Origin of the sequence: Paenibacillus sp. LK1 (assembly GCF_002750415.1) — a bacterium.
GTDB classification, from domain to species: Bacteria; Bacillota; Bacilli; order Paenibacillales; family Paenibacillaceae; genus Paenibacillus; species Paenibacillus taichungensis.
On record NZ_PEII01000002.1, the window covers coordinates 643,428 to 659,045 of the forward strand.

General features: G+C 46.9%; 13 protein-coding genes. 2 read left to right on the forward strand and 11 right to left on the reverse strand.

All coding sequences use genetic code 11. The features are described 5' to 3' along the window. Positions 1-39: 39 nt before the first annotated feature. Together CS562_RS06500 and CS562_RS06505 are read right to left on the reverse strand one after the other, a co-directional pair. On the reverse strand, positions 40-1,806 hold the full coding sequence (locus CS562_RS06500; RefSeq protein ID WP_076288328.1) for a sensor histidine kinase: 1,767 nt from the start codon (positions 1,804-1,806) through the stop codon (positions 40-42). Then, positions 1,803-3,311 carry a response regulator gene (locus tag CS562_RS06505; RefSeq protein ID WP_180287048.1) on the reverse strand — a complete coding sequence of 503 codons (1,509 nt, stop codon included), beginning with the start codon at positions 3,309-3,311 and terminating at the stop codon, positions 1,803-1,805. Before CS562_RS06505 ends, CS562_RS06500 begins: the two co-directional genes overlap by 4 nt. Positions 3,312-3,583: 272 nt before the next feature. On the opposite strand from CS562_RS06505, the gene CS562_RS06510 reads away from it, so the two are divergent. After that, complete coding sequence (locus CS562_RS06510) at positions 3,584-4,564, forward strand: alpha/beta fold hydrolase (protein WP_257219405.1); 981 nt, start codon at positions 3,584-3,586, stop codon at positions 4,562-4,564. Positions 4,565-4,657: 93 nt separating this feature from the next. On the opposite strand, the gene CS562_RS06515 is transcribed toward CS562_RS06510, so the two are convergent. The 3 genes from CS562_RS06515 to CS562_RS06525 form a co-directional block, all read right to left on the reverse strand. Beyond that, the gene (locus CS562_RS06515) at positions 4,658-5,311 is read right to left on the reverse strand and encodes a serine/threonine-protein kinase (protein ID WP_099854442.1); all 654 of its coding nucleotides are present in this window, start codon (positions 5,309-5,311) and stop codon (positions 4,658-4,660) included. A 273-nt stretch (positions 5,312-5,584) separates the two neighbouring features. Beyond that, positions 5,585-7,066 (reverse strand): DHA2 family efflux MFS transporter permease subunit, encoded by a 1,482-nt coding sequence (locus tag CS562_RS06520; RefSeq protein ID WP_076288859.1) that lies wholly within the window; start codon positions 7,064-7,066, stop codon positions 5,585-5,587. 63 nt (positions 7,067-7,129) lie between these two features. Then, positions 7,130-7,717 carry a TetR/AcrR family transcriptional regulator gene (locus tag CS562_RS06525; RefSeq protein ID WP_099854444.1) on the reverse strand — a complete coding sequence of 196 codons (588 nt, stop codon included), beginning with the start codon at positions 7,715-7,717 and terminating at the stop codon, positions 7,130-7,132. Positions 7,718-7,959: 242 nt separating this feature from the next. Here CS562_RS06525 and CS562_RS06530 point away from each other — a divergent pair, with 242 nt between their 5' ends. Beyond that, complete coding sequence (locus CS562_RS06530; protein ID WP_180287049.1) at positions 7,960-8,889, forward strand: LysR family transcriptional regulator; 930 nt, start codon at positions 7,960-7,962, stop codon at positions 8,887-8,889. 43 nt (positions 8,890-8,932) lie between these two features. Here the strand turns inward: CS562_RS06530 and CS562_RS06535 are convergent, their stop codons facing one another. Genes CS562_RS06535 through CS562_RS06560 form a run of 6 tightly spaced genes read right to left on the reverse strand, consistent with a single transcriptional unit; the run spans position 8,933 to position 15,608 of the window. Then, positions 8,933-9,697, reverse strand: coding sequence for an SDR family NAD(P)-dependent oxidoreductase (locus CS562_RS06535; RefSeq protein WP_099854448.1), 765 nt, complete (start codon positions 9,695-9,697; stop codon positions 8,933-8,935). A gap of 58 nt (positions 9,698-9,755) precedes the next feature. Then, positions 9,756-11,462: a M28 family metallopeptidase gene (locus CS562_RS06540; protein WP_099854450.1), complete on the reverse strand. Its 1,707-nt coding sequence runs from the start codon at positions 11,460-11,462 to the stop codon at positions 9,756-9,758. Then, the gene (locus CS562_RS06545) at positions 11,455-12,708 is read right to left on the reverse strand and encodes a M20 metallopeptidase family protein (protein WP_099854452.1); all 1,254 of its coding nucleotides are present in this window, start codon (positions 12,706-12,708) and stop codon (positions 11,455-11,457) included. Before CS562_RS06545 ends, CS562_RS06540 begins: the two co-directional genes overlap by 8 nt. 15 nt (positions 12,709-12,723) lie before the next feature. Beyond that, complete coding sequence (locus CS562_RS06550; RefSeq protein WP_099854454.1) at positions 12,724-13,713, reverse strand: ABC transporter ATP-binding protein; 990 nt, start codon at positions 13,711-13,713, stop codon at positions 12,724-12,726. Beyond that, entirely contained in the window at positions 13,691-14,707 is a 1,017-nt protein-coding gene (locus CS562_RS06555) for an ABC transporter ATP-binding protein (protein ID WP_099854456.1), read from the reverse strand. Before CS562_RS06555 ends, CS562_RS06550 begins: the two co-directional genes overlap by 23 nt. Further along, on the reverse strand, positions 14,685-15,608 hold the full coding sequence (locus CS562_RS06560) for an ABC transporter permease (RefSeq protein ID WP_246318140.1): 924 nt from the start codon (positions 15,606-15,608) through the stop codon (positions 14,685-14,687). The genes CS562_RS06555 and CS562_RS06560 overlap by 23 nt, the downstream gene beginning before the upstream one ends. Positions 15,609-15,618 lie beyond the last annotated feature (10 nt).

Sequence of the window (15,618 nt, forward strand, 5' to 3'; positions counted from 1 at the left end):
GCGACAGGTAAAAAATACCTGTCGCCATTTCCCTGATAATCAATTACTGGCTTGTTTCAATTCATGTGCATCCCGAAAAACCATCGGCACATTGATGATTACACTTGTGCCTCTACCCTGAACTGATTCATAATGTATTCCATCCGTTTCATTATAATAAAACTCCAGCCGTTTGCGGATGTTATGTACGCCGTATCCGCTGCCTTGATGGCGGTGAAGCCTAGAGGGCGGTAGCTCTAAGCCAGGGCCATCGTCAGTAACCACGATCCGTACTCGCCCTTCCTCTATGCCTCCCGTAATTGTAATAATGCCACTGCTCTCGGGCTTTTCCAGAATACCGTGTACAATCGCGTTCTCAACCAGCGGCTGGAGCGTAATCTTGGGCAACATACATTGCAATACCGCTTCATCTACGTGTACATCGAATTGGATCTTGCCTTTGAACCTCTTCTGCTGAATGCTTACATAGATCTCCGATAAGCGCAGTTCATCTCTCAAGGTTACGAAGTCTTCCCCTTTATTCAGAATCAACTTGTAATAATCAGAGAGAGCGTACACGACCTGCTGAACGTTCTGCTTCTCTTCTTTCTGAGCCATCCAGACGATCATATCAAGCGTATTGTACAGAAAATGCGGATTAATCTGGGACTGCAATGCCCGCAGTTCTGCTCCTTTCTTATCTTGCCCAAGCCTGTACTGATTGTCCATCAGTTCCCTGACACTGTTAATCATATAATTGTAGCTGGATACCAGATGACCTACTTCATCCTCCCTATTGGGAATATCCAGTGTATTTAATCTGCCTTGCCGAACCTGACTCATTCTGTTCATAAGCAAGAAGATGCGACTCGTAATAGATTTCGTCACCGGGATGATGCATACCAATAGAGCTAGGCAGACAAGCAAGTATACGAGGAGCACCTTGTTTCGCACCTTATTCACAGCTGTAGCTGCCGTATCTGGAGATATGACGGAATGCAGGAACAGATTGCTCGATCCAACTCTTGAATCTCGGACGATATAAGAGGAGTCACCCACTTTGACCTCTTCAAACTGATTTCGGTTCACCTGAGAACTGTATCCATTTCGTTGTTCCAACTCCGTATGTCCATTGCTGATGATTACTTCTCCCTCATCCGTATCCAAGTAGACCAGCTGCTCCATGGCTGAGTTCATGATATAGGGCTGAAGCTGAGGCAACTCCACACGCAGCGTTACGATGCCTACCGGTTCGGAATAGTCGTTAATATTCCAAAGCACTCTTCCCAGCGCTAAATAACTTACGGACGATGTGCTGCTCTCATCCTTCATCATCACCCACACCGCTTCGCCGCCCCCTGCAACGATCTTCCTGACCCAGGGCAATGACGACACCTGGGCGTATGGACGATACATCGTTGCATGTGGACCCGTTATGACGAAGTCATCATTAATATAATAAACGATACCGTTAATCTCAGAATTTGTCTGAAGAATACGTGTATAATCCGTGATCCGTTCAAAGGCGGATAGCTGCTCCCACACCTGCATATGCTCCGGGTCTTTAGAGAAAACCGCATTGATCTGTTCGTCAATCGTAATCATCGACGACACTTCCTCAATGTGGGAGAATTTGCTGGACAGCAGTGATAAAGTTTGGTCAAAACTTTGGTTGGCTGCATAGTTCTGTCCGGTGATTACAGAATTACGAAGTTCGCCGTATGTCGCCGAGAACGTAATCATCAGCGGAATAATGCCTGCAAGTGCCAGCAGAATGACCAGCTTTTTTTGCAGAGATAGGTTGCCCAGCCACTTCAGAAGCCTCATTGGGAAAACTTCTTTCGATATTCCACAGGCGTTACGCCCGTAGCAGCCTTAAACACTTTGGCAAAATATCCTGCACTGGCATAACCGGACATCTTCGAAATATCGATCATTTTGAAGTGCTCCTCAAGAATAAGCCTCTTGGCAAGCTCCAACCGATAGTCATTCAGATACTGCTTAATCGTAGTTCCTGTCTCCTGCTTGAACAGAACACCAAGATGGGCAGTGGATAAGTGCACATGGTCAGCAATCTCCCTCACATCCAGGTCAACATCGCTGCAATGGTCAGATATATAGTTCATTACATTACGAATCAAGCCCGAATATAGGGATACCCGGGTGAACTCCTCCTGATACGCATGACACAGCTCAAGCATGTGATCCTTCACCTCAAGCATTGTACGGCATTCGTTCAACTGCTTCTCCACATCTTGAATCTGAACCATCTTCCCCCTGCGGATTAGTACACCATTTCTCTCCTTGAACAGCGCATTGACAAACGTGACACACATGGATAGCACTCTTTCTCTTGCCTGAACCCCTTCTACCAGCACTCTGTTACAGAACGTCTCCATCCAGTCGATTAATCCATCCGGTTCCTGCTTCAGCAACTGGTAGAATTCAGGATATATGTCGCTTCTGAGCCCTTGTGGTGCGTAATTCACCGGATCATATGTGAGATAACACAGATCTGGCTTGAAAAAAACATGTTCCATGGCCAGTGCCGCTTCGCGGAAACTTCTGGATACTTCCTCCAGTCCAGCCACTACCTGACCAGCTGCAATACGAAGCCCGCTATACTCCCTGCATAGCGTTTCTGCTAGTAGCCTCACTATCTCCTCATCCGGTCGGGGCAGTGCCACGACAAGCAGCAAACGGTCATAATCCAATTGCTCGGCGATGGTAGCAAGATTATGTTGTTCCCAGTAATTCTGGATGTTGACGGCATCAAACAGTATTTCCTTGTTGAACTGGGTTACGATCAGACAGACATAGCTCGCATGTACCGGATAACCGATTTCCTGGGCTTTGCACCTAAGTTCATCAGCGGGTTGGGACTGCGTTCTCAAGGCATTAGCCAGCTTCACACGCTCCAGGTCCATCTTCTGATCCAACAATACATGCTGCGCCTTCCGCTCGGCGATATAATGCACCGTTTTCTGAATGGCGTTCTCCATCTCCGGCAACTTGATCGGCTTTTCCACATAATCGACGGCCGAGAGCTGAATCGCACTCTTCAGATATGCCACATCCATATACCCACTCATGAATAACAGCTTGCTATCTGGGCAGACTGCCACGAACCGCTCGGCAAATTCGATCCCATTAAGCTTCGGCATGCGTATATCCGTAATGACAATTTCGGGCCTTTGAGCGGTTGCAATACGTAAAGCCATGGCTCCATCCTCGACCTGAAGCACCTCATGTACACCGAAGCTCTCCCAGTCGATAGCCTCCACTAGTCCTTCTCTTGTATAATCGTCGTCATCGGCAATCAATACTTTCATCGCGATGTCCCCCTTTTTACAATGTACAGCTATGGCGTTCATTAAGATAGCGCTTACATTAATAAGCACGTTCTGCTTCCTCGCCCTTTCTATCCTTCATACCGGTATAATATATCAACAGTGCCGCCTTTGGCTATCAATCAATTCTGAGAAATATACATTTTATCCAATTTAATCGGGCAAAAATAATTAAGGTGGAATTAAGACTCTGTTTTCTCTCCAATAAGATTGGGCATATATGATAGAGAAAATACAGAGAGAGTATGTGAGAGATGATGAAAAAATTTCGCAGAAGATTATTTAAGACGTTTATATTCGGAGCAGTGGCTTTACTTCTCCTTCTGGTTACGGGCTTTATCTATCAACAAGTGAGTACCCGTCAGGATCAGAAAACATTTATTCCGCCTGGCAAGCTCTACAGCATACATGATGAAAATATGCATTTATATACGGGTGGTCAAGGAAATGCAACAGTTGTCCTTGCATCCGGGTGGGGCACCGCTAATCCTTATGTAGACTATTATCCGCTTTATGAAAAGCTTGCACCGTACACGAAATTCGCGGTTTATGATCGCTTTGGCTATGGTTATAGCGATATGACCGATAAGAAACGCGATGTGGATACTGTGGCAGATGAATTGCACGAGTTATTAGAGGTATCTGGGCAAAAGCCGCCATACGTTCTGGTGGGGCACTCCCTCGGTTCGCTGGAAACGCTCCGATTTGCGCAAAAATATCCGGATGAAGTACAAGGTATTGTCATGTTGGATGGGGGAAGTCCGGAATATTACGCCAACGACACTGACGATATGGCAAGTGTGATTGGTGGCTTCATGAACCAATTTCGGATCAAAACCGGTTTGTTTCGGTTGACTCTACAGTCTGACGCTGTTCTGGAAGCCTCCAATGCCAATCGCAACGGCCTGAAGTTTGTACCAGATGATCTGAAAAAAATAGATACCACGGCTCTATTGCTTAACTATGGGAATGCGAACACTCTGGATGAGCTGCGTGAAATGACAGCCAATGCCAAGGTAGTCGTCGATAACAAAAAGCCCTTCCCGTTTTCACTAACCATACTGACAGCGGATTACTTCGGAGCCAGTGAGCCGATATGGGATAAAACCCAAGCTGAATTTACGTCCTGGTCGGAACATTCCAAACATGTAACTGTAAAGGATACCGAGCATTATATTCATCAATATCACCCGGATCTTGTTGCCAATGAAATATTGGAACTGGTTAAGAAGTAGATTTCCTAAACAAACGCAAAATAGCGTAAAATTTCTTTCGAAAAAACCCCAACGATTCTGGTAATCGTCAGGGTTTTTATTTCGTTAAACTCGTTACTGTGCTAGTGCCATCCTCGGTGTTAGCGATCTGAAATGTGCCAATGCCTCTTGAACCTCCGTGCTCGTAAGACCGTGTCGATCAAAATAATGCACGATCTCCTCCATGTCAGTTCCATCACCGCTGTATATCCGCTCAATCTTTCGAATAATCTCTTGTTGTAATCGCTCCCGCAACCGCATACAACTGACAGGTTCACATAGCCAAAAATCAGTTCGCTTGACCTCACCTGTTGCAGTCCATAACAAATTCTCATATCGTATGACATCCCAATCACGATAACCCGCCTGAATCTGCTGAAGTTCTGTTGAAAACATATCATATATCAGATTGTGCGGTATGTGCCCGTATGTTATCCGAAACTGTCTCAGATTGAGGCCATCGATCCATTCTGTCAGCACAAAATTCCCCGAAGCGTACGCATACAATTCGGGAACATGATGGTTGTTTTGCAATGACATGAGCGCGTCACATTCAAATTCTCCATCCACTTTTCCACGAGGCGTATATACCTTAAGGCAATACTCTTGTAAACGATAGACAACCGACTGCTTTCCCATTAGTGAAGCTTGCATGGTCAGATGACCATTTTTCTCGTATCGATCTAGCAATTGTTCAATATTAACAGGAATTGATTTAACCATTCTCATAAAGACGTCTCCTTGATTATAAGATACATTCTAAAACGTTTTCCTCTATCCGTTATTATTAATCTACTCTCTATATTATCTTTAAAATTTCATATGAACATATACAATTTCGCCAGAACATGAACTATTTGCTTCCAAAATCGAGATTTATTTTATTCGACTGGCAGTTTTATTTTCACTCTAATGGATGGAACCCGTTTCATGTCAAGGTACAAAAAAACGATGCCCTCTATTAATGAGAGAGCATCGTTTCATTACTAATATGACTTTCAATTAATGCATAGGTCCTTGTTGACCCTGCTGAGCACCGACCTTAACTCGTTTCACGAAGAGTGAAATGATCAGACCAATGACAGCAAGAACCAGTGCGAAAATAAATGCATTTTGTACACCGGATGTGAAGCCAGCCAACTGATTCTCTGGACTCTCCGGATCTGTCACACCGCTCAAGAAGCGTGTCTGACCTGCGCTCAATATACTTACCGCAACAGCTGTACCAATAGCTCCTGATACCTGCTGCAATGTATTCATAATCGCCGTTCCGTGAGGATAGAAATCAGGTGGCAATTGATTCAAGCCGTTGGTTTGTGCAGGCATCATGATCATTGAAATCCCGATCATCATGAAGATATGCAGCGTAATAATCTTGCCAAGGGTCGTTGTCGGAGTGATTCCTGTGTACAAGAAGAGTACAACAGTTACGATCGCAAGACCGATAATCACAAGCCACTTCGGACCAAATTTGTCAAACAGACGCCCCATAACCGGAGACAAGAATCCATTCAGCAAGCTGCCCGGCAGCAGTACCAGACCGGCAGTCAGAGCCGTAACCGCCATACCTTGTTGCAGGTACATCGGCAGGATCAGCATGGATGACAACATCATCATCATACAAAGGAAAATCAGAATCAAGCCGACTGTAAACATTGGATATTTGAATGCCCGCAGATCCATCATCGGCTGTTTCATTCTCAGTTGACGGATGCTGAACAGCAGCAAAGATAATACTCCAATAACCAGTGTGGCTACAACGATAGGACTGGTCCAGCCACCACCACTTTCCCCATGTCCTCCTGCACTACTGAATCCGTACACGATACCACCGAAACCAAGTGTGGAAAGCACAATGGAAAGAACATCAATTTTGGGCTTGGTCAAATTCGAGATATTCGGTAAGAACAGCAAGCCGCATACCAATGAAATAATGAAGAACGGCAAGGAGATCCAGAAAATCCAGTGCCAGCTCAGATTGGCCAGAATCAGACCCGAGATACTTGGACCACTTGCTGGTGCAAACATGATAACCAGACCGATCAATCCCATGGCAGCGCCACGTTTTTCAATCGGGAAAATAACCAATATGGTGTTGAACATTAGTGGCAGTAACAGAGCTGTACCTACAGCTTGCAATACCCGTGCCACCAAGAGAATTTCAAAGCTCGGTGCAATAGCAGCAACTAGCGTTCCTGCAATCGAAAAAATCAGAGAAGTTGTGAACAACTGTCTCGTTGAAAACCATTGTAACAGCATACCGGAAACCGGAACCAAAATACCCAAAACGAGCAAATAACCTGTCGTTAACCATTGAATGGTCGTTGGTCCAACTTCGAGCAAGCCCATAAGTGGTGTCAATGCCACATTTAGTGCAGTTTCACCGAACAGACCAATAAAACCGCTAAGTAGCATAGCGAATAAAATCGGAAATACTTTATATTGTTTTGTTTCTTGTTGATCCTTTACAGAACCAGCCTTCATGGCAGCTTCCACAATCCCATCCTCCTCAAACAATCTGACGATTTCTATTTCTCTTTACGAAGCTTACTGCTTCTCTTTTGCATTTTTCGCCACAACGGACAAATAATCAGCAGCCGTCAGCAAGGGCTGTTTGTCCTGGTTGGTCAGGCTGATAATCAACGCGCCCTCCATTAAGGAAATGACGAGTAGTCCCATCTCTTGTGCTTTCATTTCGCCTATGCCATCCAAAATCAGATGTTTCGTAATGATTTGCTGCCATCCTGCAAACACGTCCTGACATGCAATTCGCAATTGATGACTGATGCACGAGGTCTCCACGGCTGCCCAGAAACTAAATGGAAGAAAACCCGTAAAACCTGCCGCCTCCGTTTCAATGGCTAAGTCATGAATAAATTGCTGAATGGCATCCCCCGTATTATCATGAGCAGCAAATACTTCTTCAAACTTCTGCAGAATGTTTTCATTGGCTTTTTGAATACACTCGTGAGCGAGCTCTTCTTTGCCATGTGGGAAATAATGATATAACGAGCCTTTTGGCGTACTGCTCTCCTTAATAATCTGATTTAGACCGGTCGCATGATATCCTTGTGAAAAAAACAGTCTGGCTGCTGTGCTGACGATTAGTTCTCTAGCATTAGACTTTTCACTCAATAAAGCCACATCCTTAAATGAATTATAACAATCGGTCTATATAATTAAAACCGTTTCGAAAAACACTGTCAACCCTTATATTTCGGCCATTTTTTGTGATAGCGCTATCAATTCAATGCACGGAAAGAACAGGAGCAAATTATCCTTGATAACATTTTAAAAACATAATATCCTATTGGGATAGTATGCATTAACCATGATATACTGATATCATTACAATAATGAATAGAAAGGTGTTTGCCATGGAAATGCGAATGATCAAGACCTTTCAAACGATTGTAAAGCTCGGGAGCTTTCAACAGGCAGCAGAAGCTTTGCAGTATTCACAACCCGCTATTACACTGCATATGCAGAAGCTTGAAGCCGATCTGGGTATGAAATTACTGGATAGAGGCAAAAAGATTAAATTGACGGAAGCGGGGAAAATTTTTTACGCCAGAGCCGATCAGCTCTTAAAGGAATACGAGTATTTGACAAATACGATCACAGACATTCAACAGGGACAAGCGGGGTTTGTACGAATTGGAGTATCCGAGCCAACAGCCAGCCATCGGCTTCCTGCTATTCTGTCTTCTTTTGTTAAACAGAATCCCAAGATTAAGCTCAGCGTGCGAATCGGGGACAGTAAGCTGCTTAATGAATTGCTAATTGATGAGCAGCTTGACTTTGCCGTCTGCCCTTCTCCTGAGACGAGTATGGAGACCGAGTTTCAACCGCTGCTTTTTGAACCGATGGCATTGCTGTTGTATGATTCACATCCATTTGCTCAGGGTGATGAAATCCATTTGGCAGATCTGAAAGGACAACAATTCCTATTCACACCCCCTAATTGCCCGATTCGCATCCGCATTGAGCAGTTATTGGCCGAGAAAATCGACAGCGATTATCAGGGAATCGAAATAAGCAATATCCGGTCTCACAAGTATTATGTACAAGCCAAATTAGGCATAACCATTGCTCCGATTGCAACAATCTGCCCAGCCATTCCCGGTACTGTTATCCAAAAAATTGCCGATCTCAAGGTTGGGCCCATTGCAGGCATTTTGCGTAAGCGAAATATACCGCTTGGTTCCGCGAGCGAAAAGCTCATGCTCGACATTCGAGCTGCGCTGCTTCAGAGCAATTTATATGTTCCTGAATTTGAACTCCCTTCCCAGCTGGCTATCCCATAAAATTGACTCACCAGCTGCCATTCTATTTTCAGGATGCGAACTGTTACTTGAGTCTGCCTGCCGTGCGTCCACCATCAACCGTTAATATGCTGCCTGTAATAAATGAAGCCTGGTCAGAGGTCAGATACAATATCGCTTGGGGAGCGTCATCTGGACCTGATGTCCGGCCTAGCGGTGTAATTTTGATCATATGTTCTGTATGCTCCTTCGTCATCACACTAACCTCGCTGCCGGGTGCATAACCCGGCACAACCGCATTTACCCGAATGCGATAGGGCGACAACTCCAGGGCAAAGGTTTTGGTCAGCATCTCGATCCCTACTTTTGAAACCGAATAATTCCCCATGCCGACACCTGCGGTGGAAGCTGCCCCAGAGCTTATATTAATGAAGGAACCTTCTACTTCGCTCGCAATCATCTGTTTGGCAAAATGCTGAGTGAGCAGGAATGGCGCTGCCAGATTTAGATCCATTGTCTCATTCCAATGTTGAAGTGTCATATTCATGAGTGTGCGGTATGGATATATTCCCGCATTATTGATGACAATATCCGGCGCTTTCCATTGCTGCTCGACCACTTGAACCAATTCATTAATGGAGTGTTCATCCACAAGATTCGTTACATGCCAGTGAACATCCACTCCCTCCTGCCTCAGCTTGTCTACTGTATTTCTTAGGGCATCCTCGCGGATATCGGACAAATAAAGGCTCGCACCTTCGGCGGCATATGCTTGTGCAATCCATTGGCCAAAAACACCTGCCGCTCCGGTAATGACTACCCTTTTCCCTGCAAATGTTCGTTCCGGCATGACAGTCGCTCCTCTATATCATGATGTTCTTGCTGTAAACAGGCTGCTTGAACTTGGGTTAATTCAAAACGAGATTCTTTTCGGCCTCCACGACAAGTCGCACTGCCTGCTTTATTTCATAACCAATCCGATTCACCTGACGTATAAGTGATGTTTGGAGTCTGAAAAAGGCTTCACTTCCTACTTCGGCTGTCGCCAGAAGCTCGATGTCTGACAGCGCAGGCACAAGTGAATGACTGCCTGCGGCGTCATGATCATAGCGGCTGCCTCGCACATAATTGATGGGCACCAGCCATCTGCTAAGTGACAATATCGTTCGGTTCGCTTCTGTAACAGAAGCATTCGGCAGGGACGTGGAGCCTATCCGGTCATAGAAATGGTCCGTGGCATTCTGTAGCTGCTGGATCCTGCTTATTAAGCGTGAAAGATCAAGCTTGTCTCCGATAAGTTCTGTGTAGTAACCAACTCGTTCGGAAAGGGTTCGGATCGCCTGTCTCTGGTCAAGTGGAATAATGGGAGAAGAGGCAGCATTATGGACAGCTGCTGCGTACACTTTGCAATCACGTGCCAGATAATCTCCGTCAATTTTGTCCAGCGTATCCTCAGTCGTATGCCACCACCAGCCAAACCAGCCCTCAGGCTGATAGGACAGCCCCATAAAAGCGGACGGAAGTCCAGCACCCCAGAAGGACTGATCTCCCGACCTTCCAAATGGAGAACCGCGAAAAGGTTCATCCGTGACGGTACGTATGGCATTTGCACAAAGTGTCCGTGTCTCTGCCATTGTATTGGCTGCACCGAGCTGACTCGCTCCCTTGGCGCCCACGGAATCAATATTGATATGCAACACCCCGTTTTCGTGCAAATCTTCCCAATGAAGATCGCTGTATAATGCAGAGCCGGCATATCTGCCGTGGGAATGGCCTGACCAAAATGCGAACCGAACGGAGCGCCGCAGCGTGTTACGATGCAATGATAATACCCGTGCCGTCTCCACTATGACTGCATTGGCGGAGCCGTTATCCATCGCCCCATAATGCCATGAATCCACATGTCCGCTAAACAACACAAAGGATTCAGGCTCTTCCGTCCCCTTTATCTCAGCAATCAAGGTCGGAATGTTCACCCAGTCTGTGCGCACTTCCGCGGTCAACGTAATCTCTACATTCTCTCTTTCTTCGGCGGCGATTAAAGACTTGATCTGCTCTCCATCTGAATGGTTGACCGACAGAACCGGAATAGACGGATAGCCATCATCCTCTGGTGTCGGATTTCCCCACACGGAGGAAACGATCATTTCATGCGTGTACGCACCACTATTGATAAATATGACCGCTACTGCACCCAACTGCTGCAAACGATAAATCGTGGGACCATTCGCAAGTCCGTGAACGACCACCGCCTGACCTGTCACTTGATTGGCCCAGTAGGTCTGGTCTGAATCCTTTAGCTCTATGAATCTCAAAAGCGTGCTCAACTGTTCCGCCTGGGCTGACATGGAGTGCGTGATAGCTGCAAAAGAAATGCTGCCGACCTTAAGTTCTGCACTGACAGGGATACTGATGTAAGCTTTGTCAAACGTAAGCTCGGTGGTCAACCCAAAATCCTCAAGCTGTTCCTTAATATAATGGAATGCCCGTAGTTCCTCTTCGGAACCCGACAAACGAATCTCCTTCGCAATCTGTCTGTTGTATTCAAGCAAGAAATCACGGTCGATCTCATGCAGTATGGAGTGCACCTCCGACTGCTGCTTCAACTCAGTCATGTCGATTCCCTCTCTCCTCATTGCCTGCTGCAACACTCAGGGCAACCCTTGTTTCATCATCACTGCTCTGGTTCAAGTAACGGATGGCTGCTTCTCCAAGAACCGATATACCTGTAACAATCGCTTGCTCTTCAAAAATAATGGAATCACTGTGAAGGGGCAGCTCTGATCGGGCATCTTCTTCTGTAACCGTGCCGAGCCGGAATATGGCACCTGGCACATATTCGAGATACGCTCCAAAATCTTCGGCGCCCATGGATGGCTCCTTCAGATACACCACAGCTTCCCGGCCAATGGTATCTGCCGCTGCCTGTTCAATCACATCGACAATATGATCATCGTTTATAACAGGAGAACCGCCGCGGTAGTAATCAAATTCCGCTTTTCCACCGAACCCTTCCGCAATGGTCTCAATGAGTCTCTTCATATATACTGGCACTGCTTCACGCGTCTCAGGATTGTGCGTACGAATGGTACCTCTGAGTTGAACCTCCCCAGCGATAACGTTATACGCATTGCTATTGCTTTGCAGTTTCGTAATCGAGATGACGGAAGAATCAAGCGGAGACAAGTTTCGGGATACTACCGTTTGTAACGCAGTGATAATCTGGGCAGCAATGATGACCGGATCAACGGTTCGATGTGGATAGGCAGCATGTCCCCCTTTTCCCGTCACTCGTATATCAAAAGCATCTGCCGCTGCCAGCATGGCCCCTTTTCTCAAACCAATCTTGCCAGCAGGCAAATCCGGCCACACGTGGAGCGCAATGATCGCATTCACTTCCGGATTATGCAATACACCTGCATCAATCAGATCCGTTGCCCCTCCTTGAACTTCCTCAGCAGGCTGGAATATGAACTTCACTGTTCCCTGGAGCTCATCCCTGTGCTCACTTAATGCGGCTGCTGTTCCAAGAAGAATGGCGGTATGAACATCATGCCCGCAAGCATGCATCACCCCTTCGCGAACGCTGGCAAACGGCAATCCTGTCTTCTCTACGATAGGCAGTGCATCCATATCAGCGCGAATTCCAATGGTTCTTCCCTCACGTCCGCCTTTCAAAAGCCCGACAACCCCTGTGCCGCCTACACCCGTCTCTACTTCGAGACCAACGTCCTCCAAAAATTGAGCAACCAGATTGGCCGTTTCAAACTCCTGGTGACCAAGCTCAGGATTCTGGTGAATATGGCGGCGAAGCCGTATAGCTTCGTCCTTCCACTTTTCGGCTGAACTACGAAAACTCATTGTTTCATTCCTCCTCTATTCATCGTATAAATGACACTGCACTTCACGGTCTGGAGCGACGAATCGTTTCTGTGGAACGACCTGTCGGCATGTCTCCATAACGTATGGGCATCGGGTATGAAAAACGCAACCGGCAGGTGGATGAAGTGGCGATGGGATCTCACCGCTTAATACAACTCTTTCCCTTTTGGCACGAGGATTCGGGATCGGTACCGCAGACAATAATGATTTGGTATAAGGATGCAAAGGATCGGCGAATAAAGCTTCCGCTGGCCCCTGCTCCACCATCTCGCCCAAATACATCACACCGATGCGGTCGGCAATATGGCGTACAACGCTAAGGTCATGTGCAATGAATAAATAGGAGATGCCCAGCTCCTCCTGAACCTCTTCCAGCAAATTAATAACCTGGGACTGAATCGATACGTCCAGCGCCGATACGGGTTCATCACATATAATGAGCTTCGGTCCAAGGGCCAACGCTTTAGCGATGCCCAGCCTTTGACGCTGACCACCTGAAAATTCATGAGGAAACCGCTCGTAATGTTCTTCACTGAATCCTACTTTGCGCAGCAACGACATGGCTGTTTCCGTTCTGTGCCGTTTGTTGCCCTTCTTGTGGATTAACAGCGGTTCTTCTATGGAGTAACCGATGCGTTTACGAGGGTCCAACGAGGTGTACGGGTCCTGAAATACCATCTGCATATGCTGCCTGTAGCTTCGCAATTCTTTTTTGCTTAACCCCAGAATATCTGTGCCCTCATAAAATGCTTCCCCTGATGTCGGCTCAACAAGTCGGAGAATCGACCGCCCGAGTGTGCTTTTACCGCAGCCGGATTCGCCCACCAGGCCAAAGGTTTGTCCTTGGTGGATGTCAAAGGATACCCCGTTGACGGCCTTGACTTGCCCCTTGGTTCTACCAAAAGAAGATCGAACAGGGAAATGTTTGTTCAGATTGCTAACCTGCAGCAGCGGCTTCGACTCATCCAATGATTTCGAGTTCATGTGTCTCCTCCTGAATCGTTGCTATTCCGGGATACCAGCAGCGTACCGAATGTTTCTCGTCCACCTGTTTCAAGGAAGGTGCTGCCCGCAAGCATTGTTCATCCGCATAAGCGCATCTTGGAGCGAATCGGCAGCCTGTTGGAACCTGATGCAGCGCGGGTACCGTTCCCTCAATAACATGAAGCTTGCTGTGCTGCTCGCCATCAATACGGGGAATGGATTTCATTAAACCTGACGTATACGGATGCTGGGGATTGAAAAATAAATCGTCCACGCTCGCCTCCTCCACGACCTGTCCAAGATACATAACGGCTACTCTCGTACACGTCTCTGCGACTACACCCAGGTCATGTGTAATCAGGATGACACCAAGTCCCGTCTGCGCTTGCAGACTTTCAATCAGCTCCAGTATTTGCGCCTGAATCGTCACATCCAGTGCCGTTGTCGGTTCATCTGCGATAAGCAGTTTCGGATTACAGGCAAGTGCCATGGCAATCATGACCCGCTGTCGCATGCCTCCCGAAATTTCATGCGGATGCTCATCCACCCTCTTTTCAGGTGAAGGGATACCTGTCATACGCAGTAGATCCACGGCAGCAAGACGCGCCTGTCTGCCATTCATGTCTTGATGCAGCTTCAAGCTCTCGGCAATTTGTTTGCCAATCGTCTGAACCGGATTCAGGGAAGACATGGGGTCTTGAAAGATCATGGAGAGTTCATTGCCACGAATACGTTCCATTTGTCTTTTGGATAAGCTTAAGAGATTGGTTCCTTCGTAGAGGACTTCACCCGAGTAATCCACGTAATCTTCGTCAAACAGTCTGAGAATGGATTCGGCGGTTACGCTTTTCCCGCAACCGGACTCACCTACGATACCCAGCGTCTCCCCGGCAAGGACATGGAAGGATACGCCTTCCACCGGGTGAATGGTTCCTTTTTCGGTTGAAATGGACACTTTCAGGTCCTTCACCTCAAGCAGCGGTTGTTTTCCCACGACGTCTCCCCCTTTTCACCTTATTCGTATGTGGGTCGAGCAGATCTCTAAGGCCATCGCCGAACAGGTTCAGACCCAGTACAACGAGCACCAAGAAAATGCCCGGGAAGACAGTCATCCACCAAGCGTTGTAGATCACTGTTTTTCCGTCAAAAAGCATATTCCCGAGACTTGGGGACGGGGAAGGAATACCCGCTCCAAGAAAACTTAGAGAGGCTTCCGTCAGGATCGATACGGCAAAAATAAAGCTGGATTGGATAATGAGCGGAGACAGCGTATTGGGCGCCATATGAATCCAAATAATGCGCCAGCTGCTTGCTCCCTGCGCATGCAACGCTTCAATATAAGTTAACTCCCGAATGACCAGCGCCTTGGAACGAATAATCCGGGCCATCGATGGAATGAAGATAATACTTAGGGCGATAATGACATTACCCGGATTTGGGCCAAGAGCCGCCATAATGGAGATGGCAAGCAAAATGGACGGAAAAGCGAACAAACCGTCACAGATGCGCATAAAGATGTGATCCAGCACCGAATAACTTGCGGATAACAGCCCAACAATCATGCCGATCAAAGAAGATACGACCGTAACAGCAAAACCTACCGCAACCGAAATACGCAAACCATATACGGCGCGAGTGAATACATCACGTCCAAAGTTATCTGTGCCAAATATGTGCTGCAAGTTGGGCCCTTTAAGTCGATTCACCGGATCAATCTGTAACGGCCCGTATGGTGTAAGCAGCGGCCCGATGATTACCAGCAGCACAACAACAAGCAGAATTCCCGCCCCTGTGGTTAACAACTGATTATGCATAAAACGTCTGAATGCGATGCGACTGCTCTTCCCTTTGTGAAGTCTTGACGCAGCGATGGTGGTATCCGGATTGGTTATCAAGTTGTCTCCA

What these genes read in the sequence shown, in the direction of transcription:
- CS562_RS06520 (WP_076288859.1), bottom strand. Translation starts at nt 7,066, where the DNA reads ATGAAGGCTGGTTCTGTAAAGGATCAACAAGAAACAAAACAATATAAA.
- CS562_RS06505 (WP_180287048.1), bottom strand. Translation starts at nt 3,311, where the DNA reads ATGAAAGTATTGATTGCCGATGACGACGATTATACAAGAGAAGGACTA.
- CS562_RS06500 (WP_076288328.1), bottom strand. Translation starts at nt 1,806, where the DNA reads ATGAGGCTTCTGAAGTGGCTGGGCAACCTATCTCTGCAAAAAAAGCTG.
- CS562_RS06545 (WP_099854452.1), bottom strand. Translation starts at nt 12,708, where the DNA reads ATGAGTTTTCGTAGTTCAGCCGAAAAGTGGAAGGACGAAGCTATACGG.
- CS562_RS06510 (WP_257219405.1), top strand. Translation starts at nt 3,584, where the DNA reads ATGATGAAAAAATTTCGCAGAAGATTATTTAAGACGTTTATATTCGGA.
- CS562_RS06535 (WP_099854448.1), bottom strand. Translation starts at nt 9,697, where the DNA reads ATGCCGGAACGAACATTTGCAGGGAAAAGGGTAGTCATTACCGGAGCG.
- CS562_RS06530 (WP_180287049.1), top strand. Translation starts at nt 7,960, where the DNA reads ATGGAAATGCGAATGATCAAGACCTTTCAAACGATTGTAAAGCTCGGG.
- CS562_RS06515 (WP_099854442.1), bottom strand. Translation starts at nt 5,311, where the DNA reads ATGAGAATGGTTAAATCAATTCCTGTTAATATTGAACAATTGCTAGAT.
- CS562_RS06550 (WP_099854454.1), bottom strand. Translation starts at nt 13,713, where the DNA reads ATGAACTCGAAATCATTGGATGAGTCGAAGCCGCTGCTGCAGGTTAGC.
- CS562_RS06540 (WP_099854450.1), bottom strand. Translation starts at nt 11,462, where the DNA reads ATGACTGAGTTGAAGCAGCAGTCGGAGGTGCACTCCATACTGCATGAG.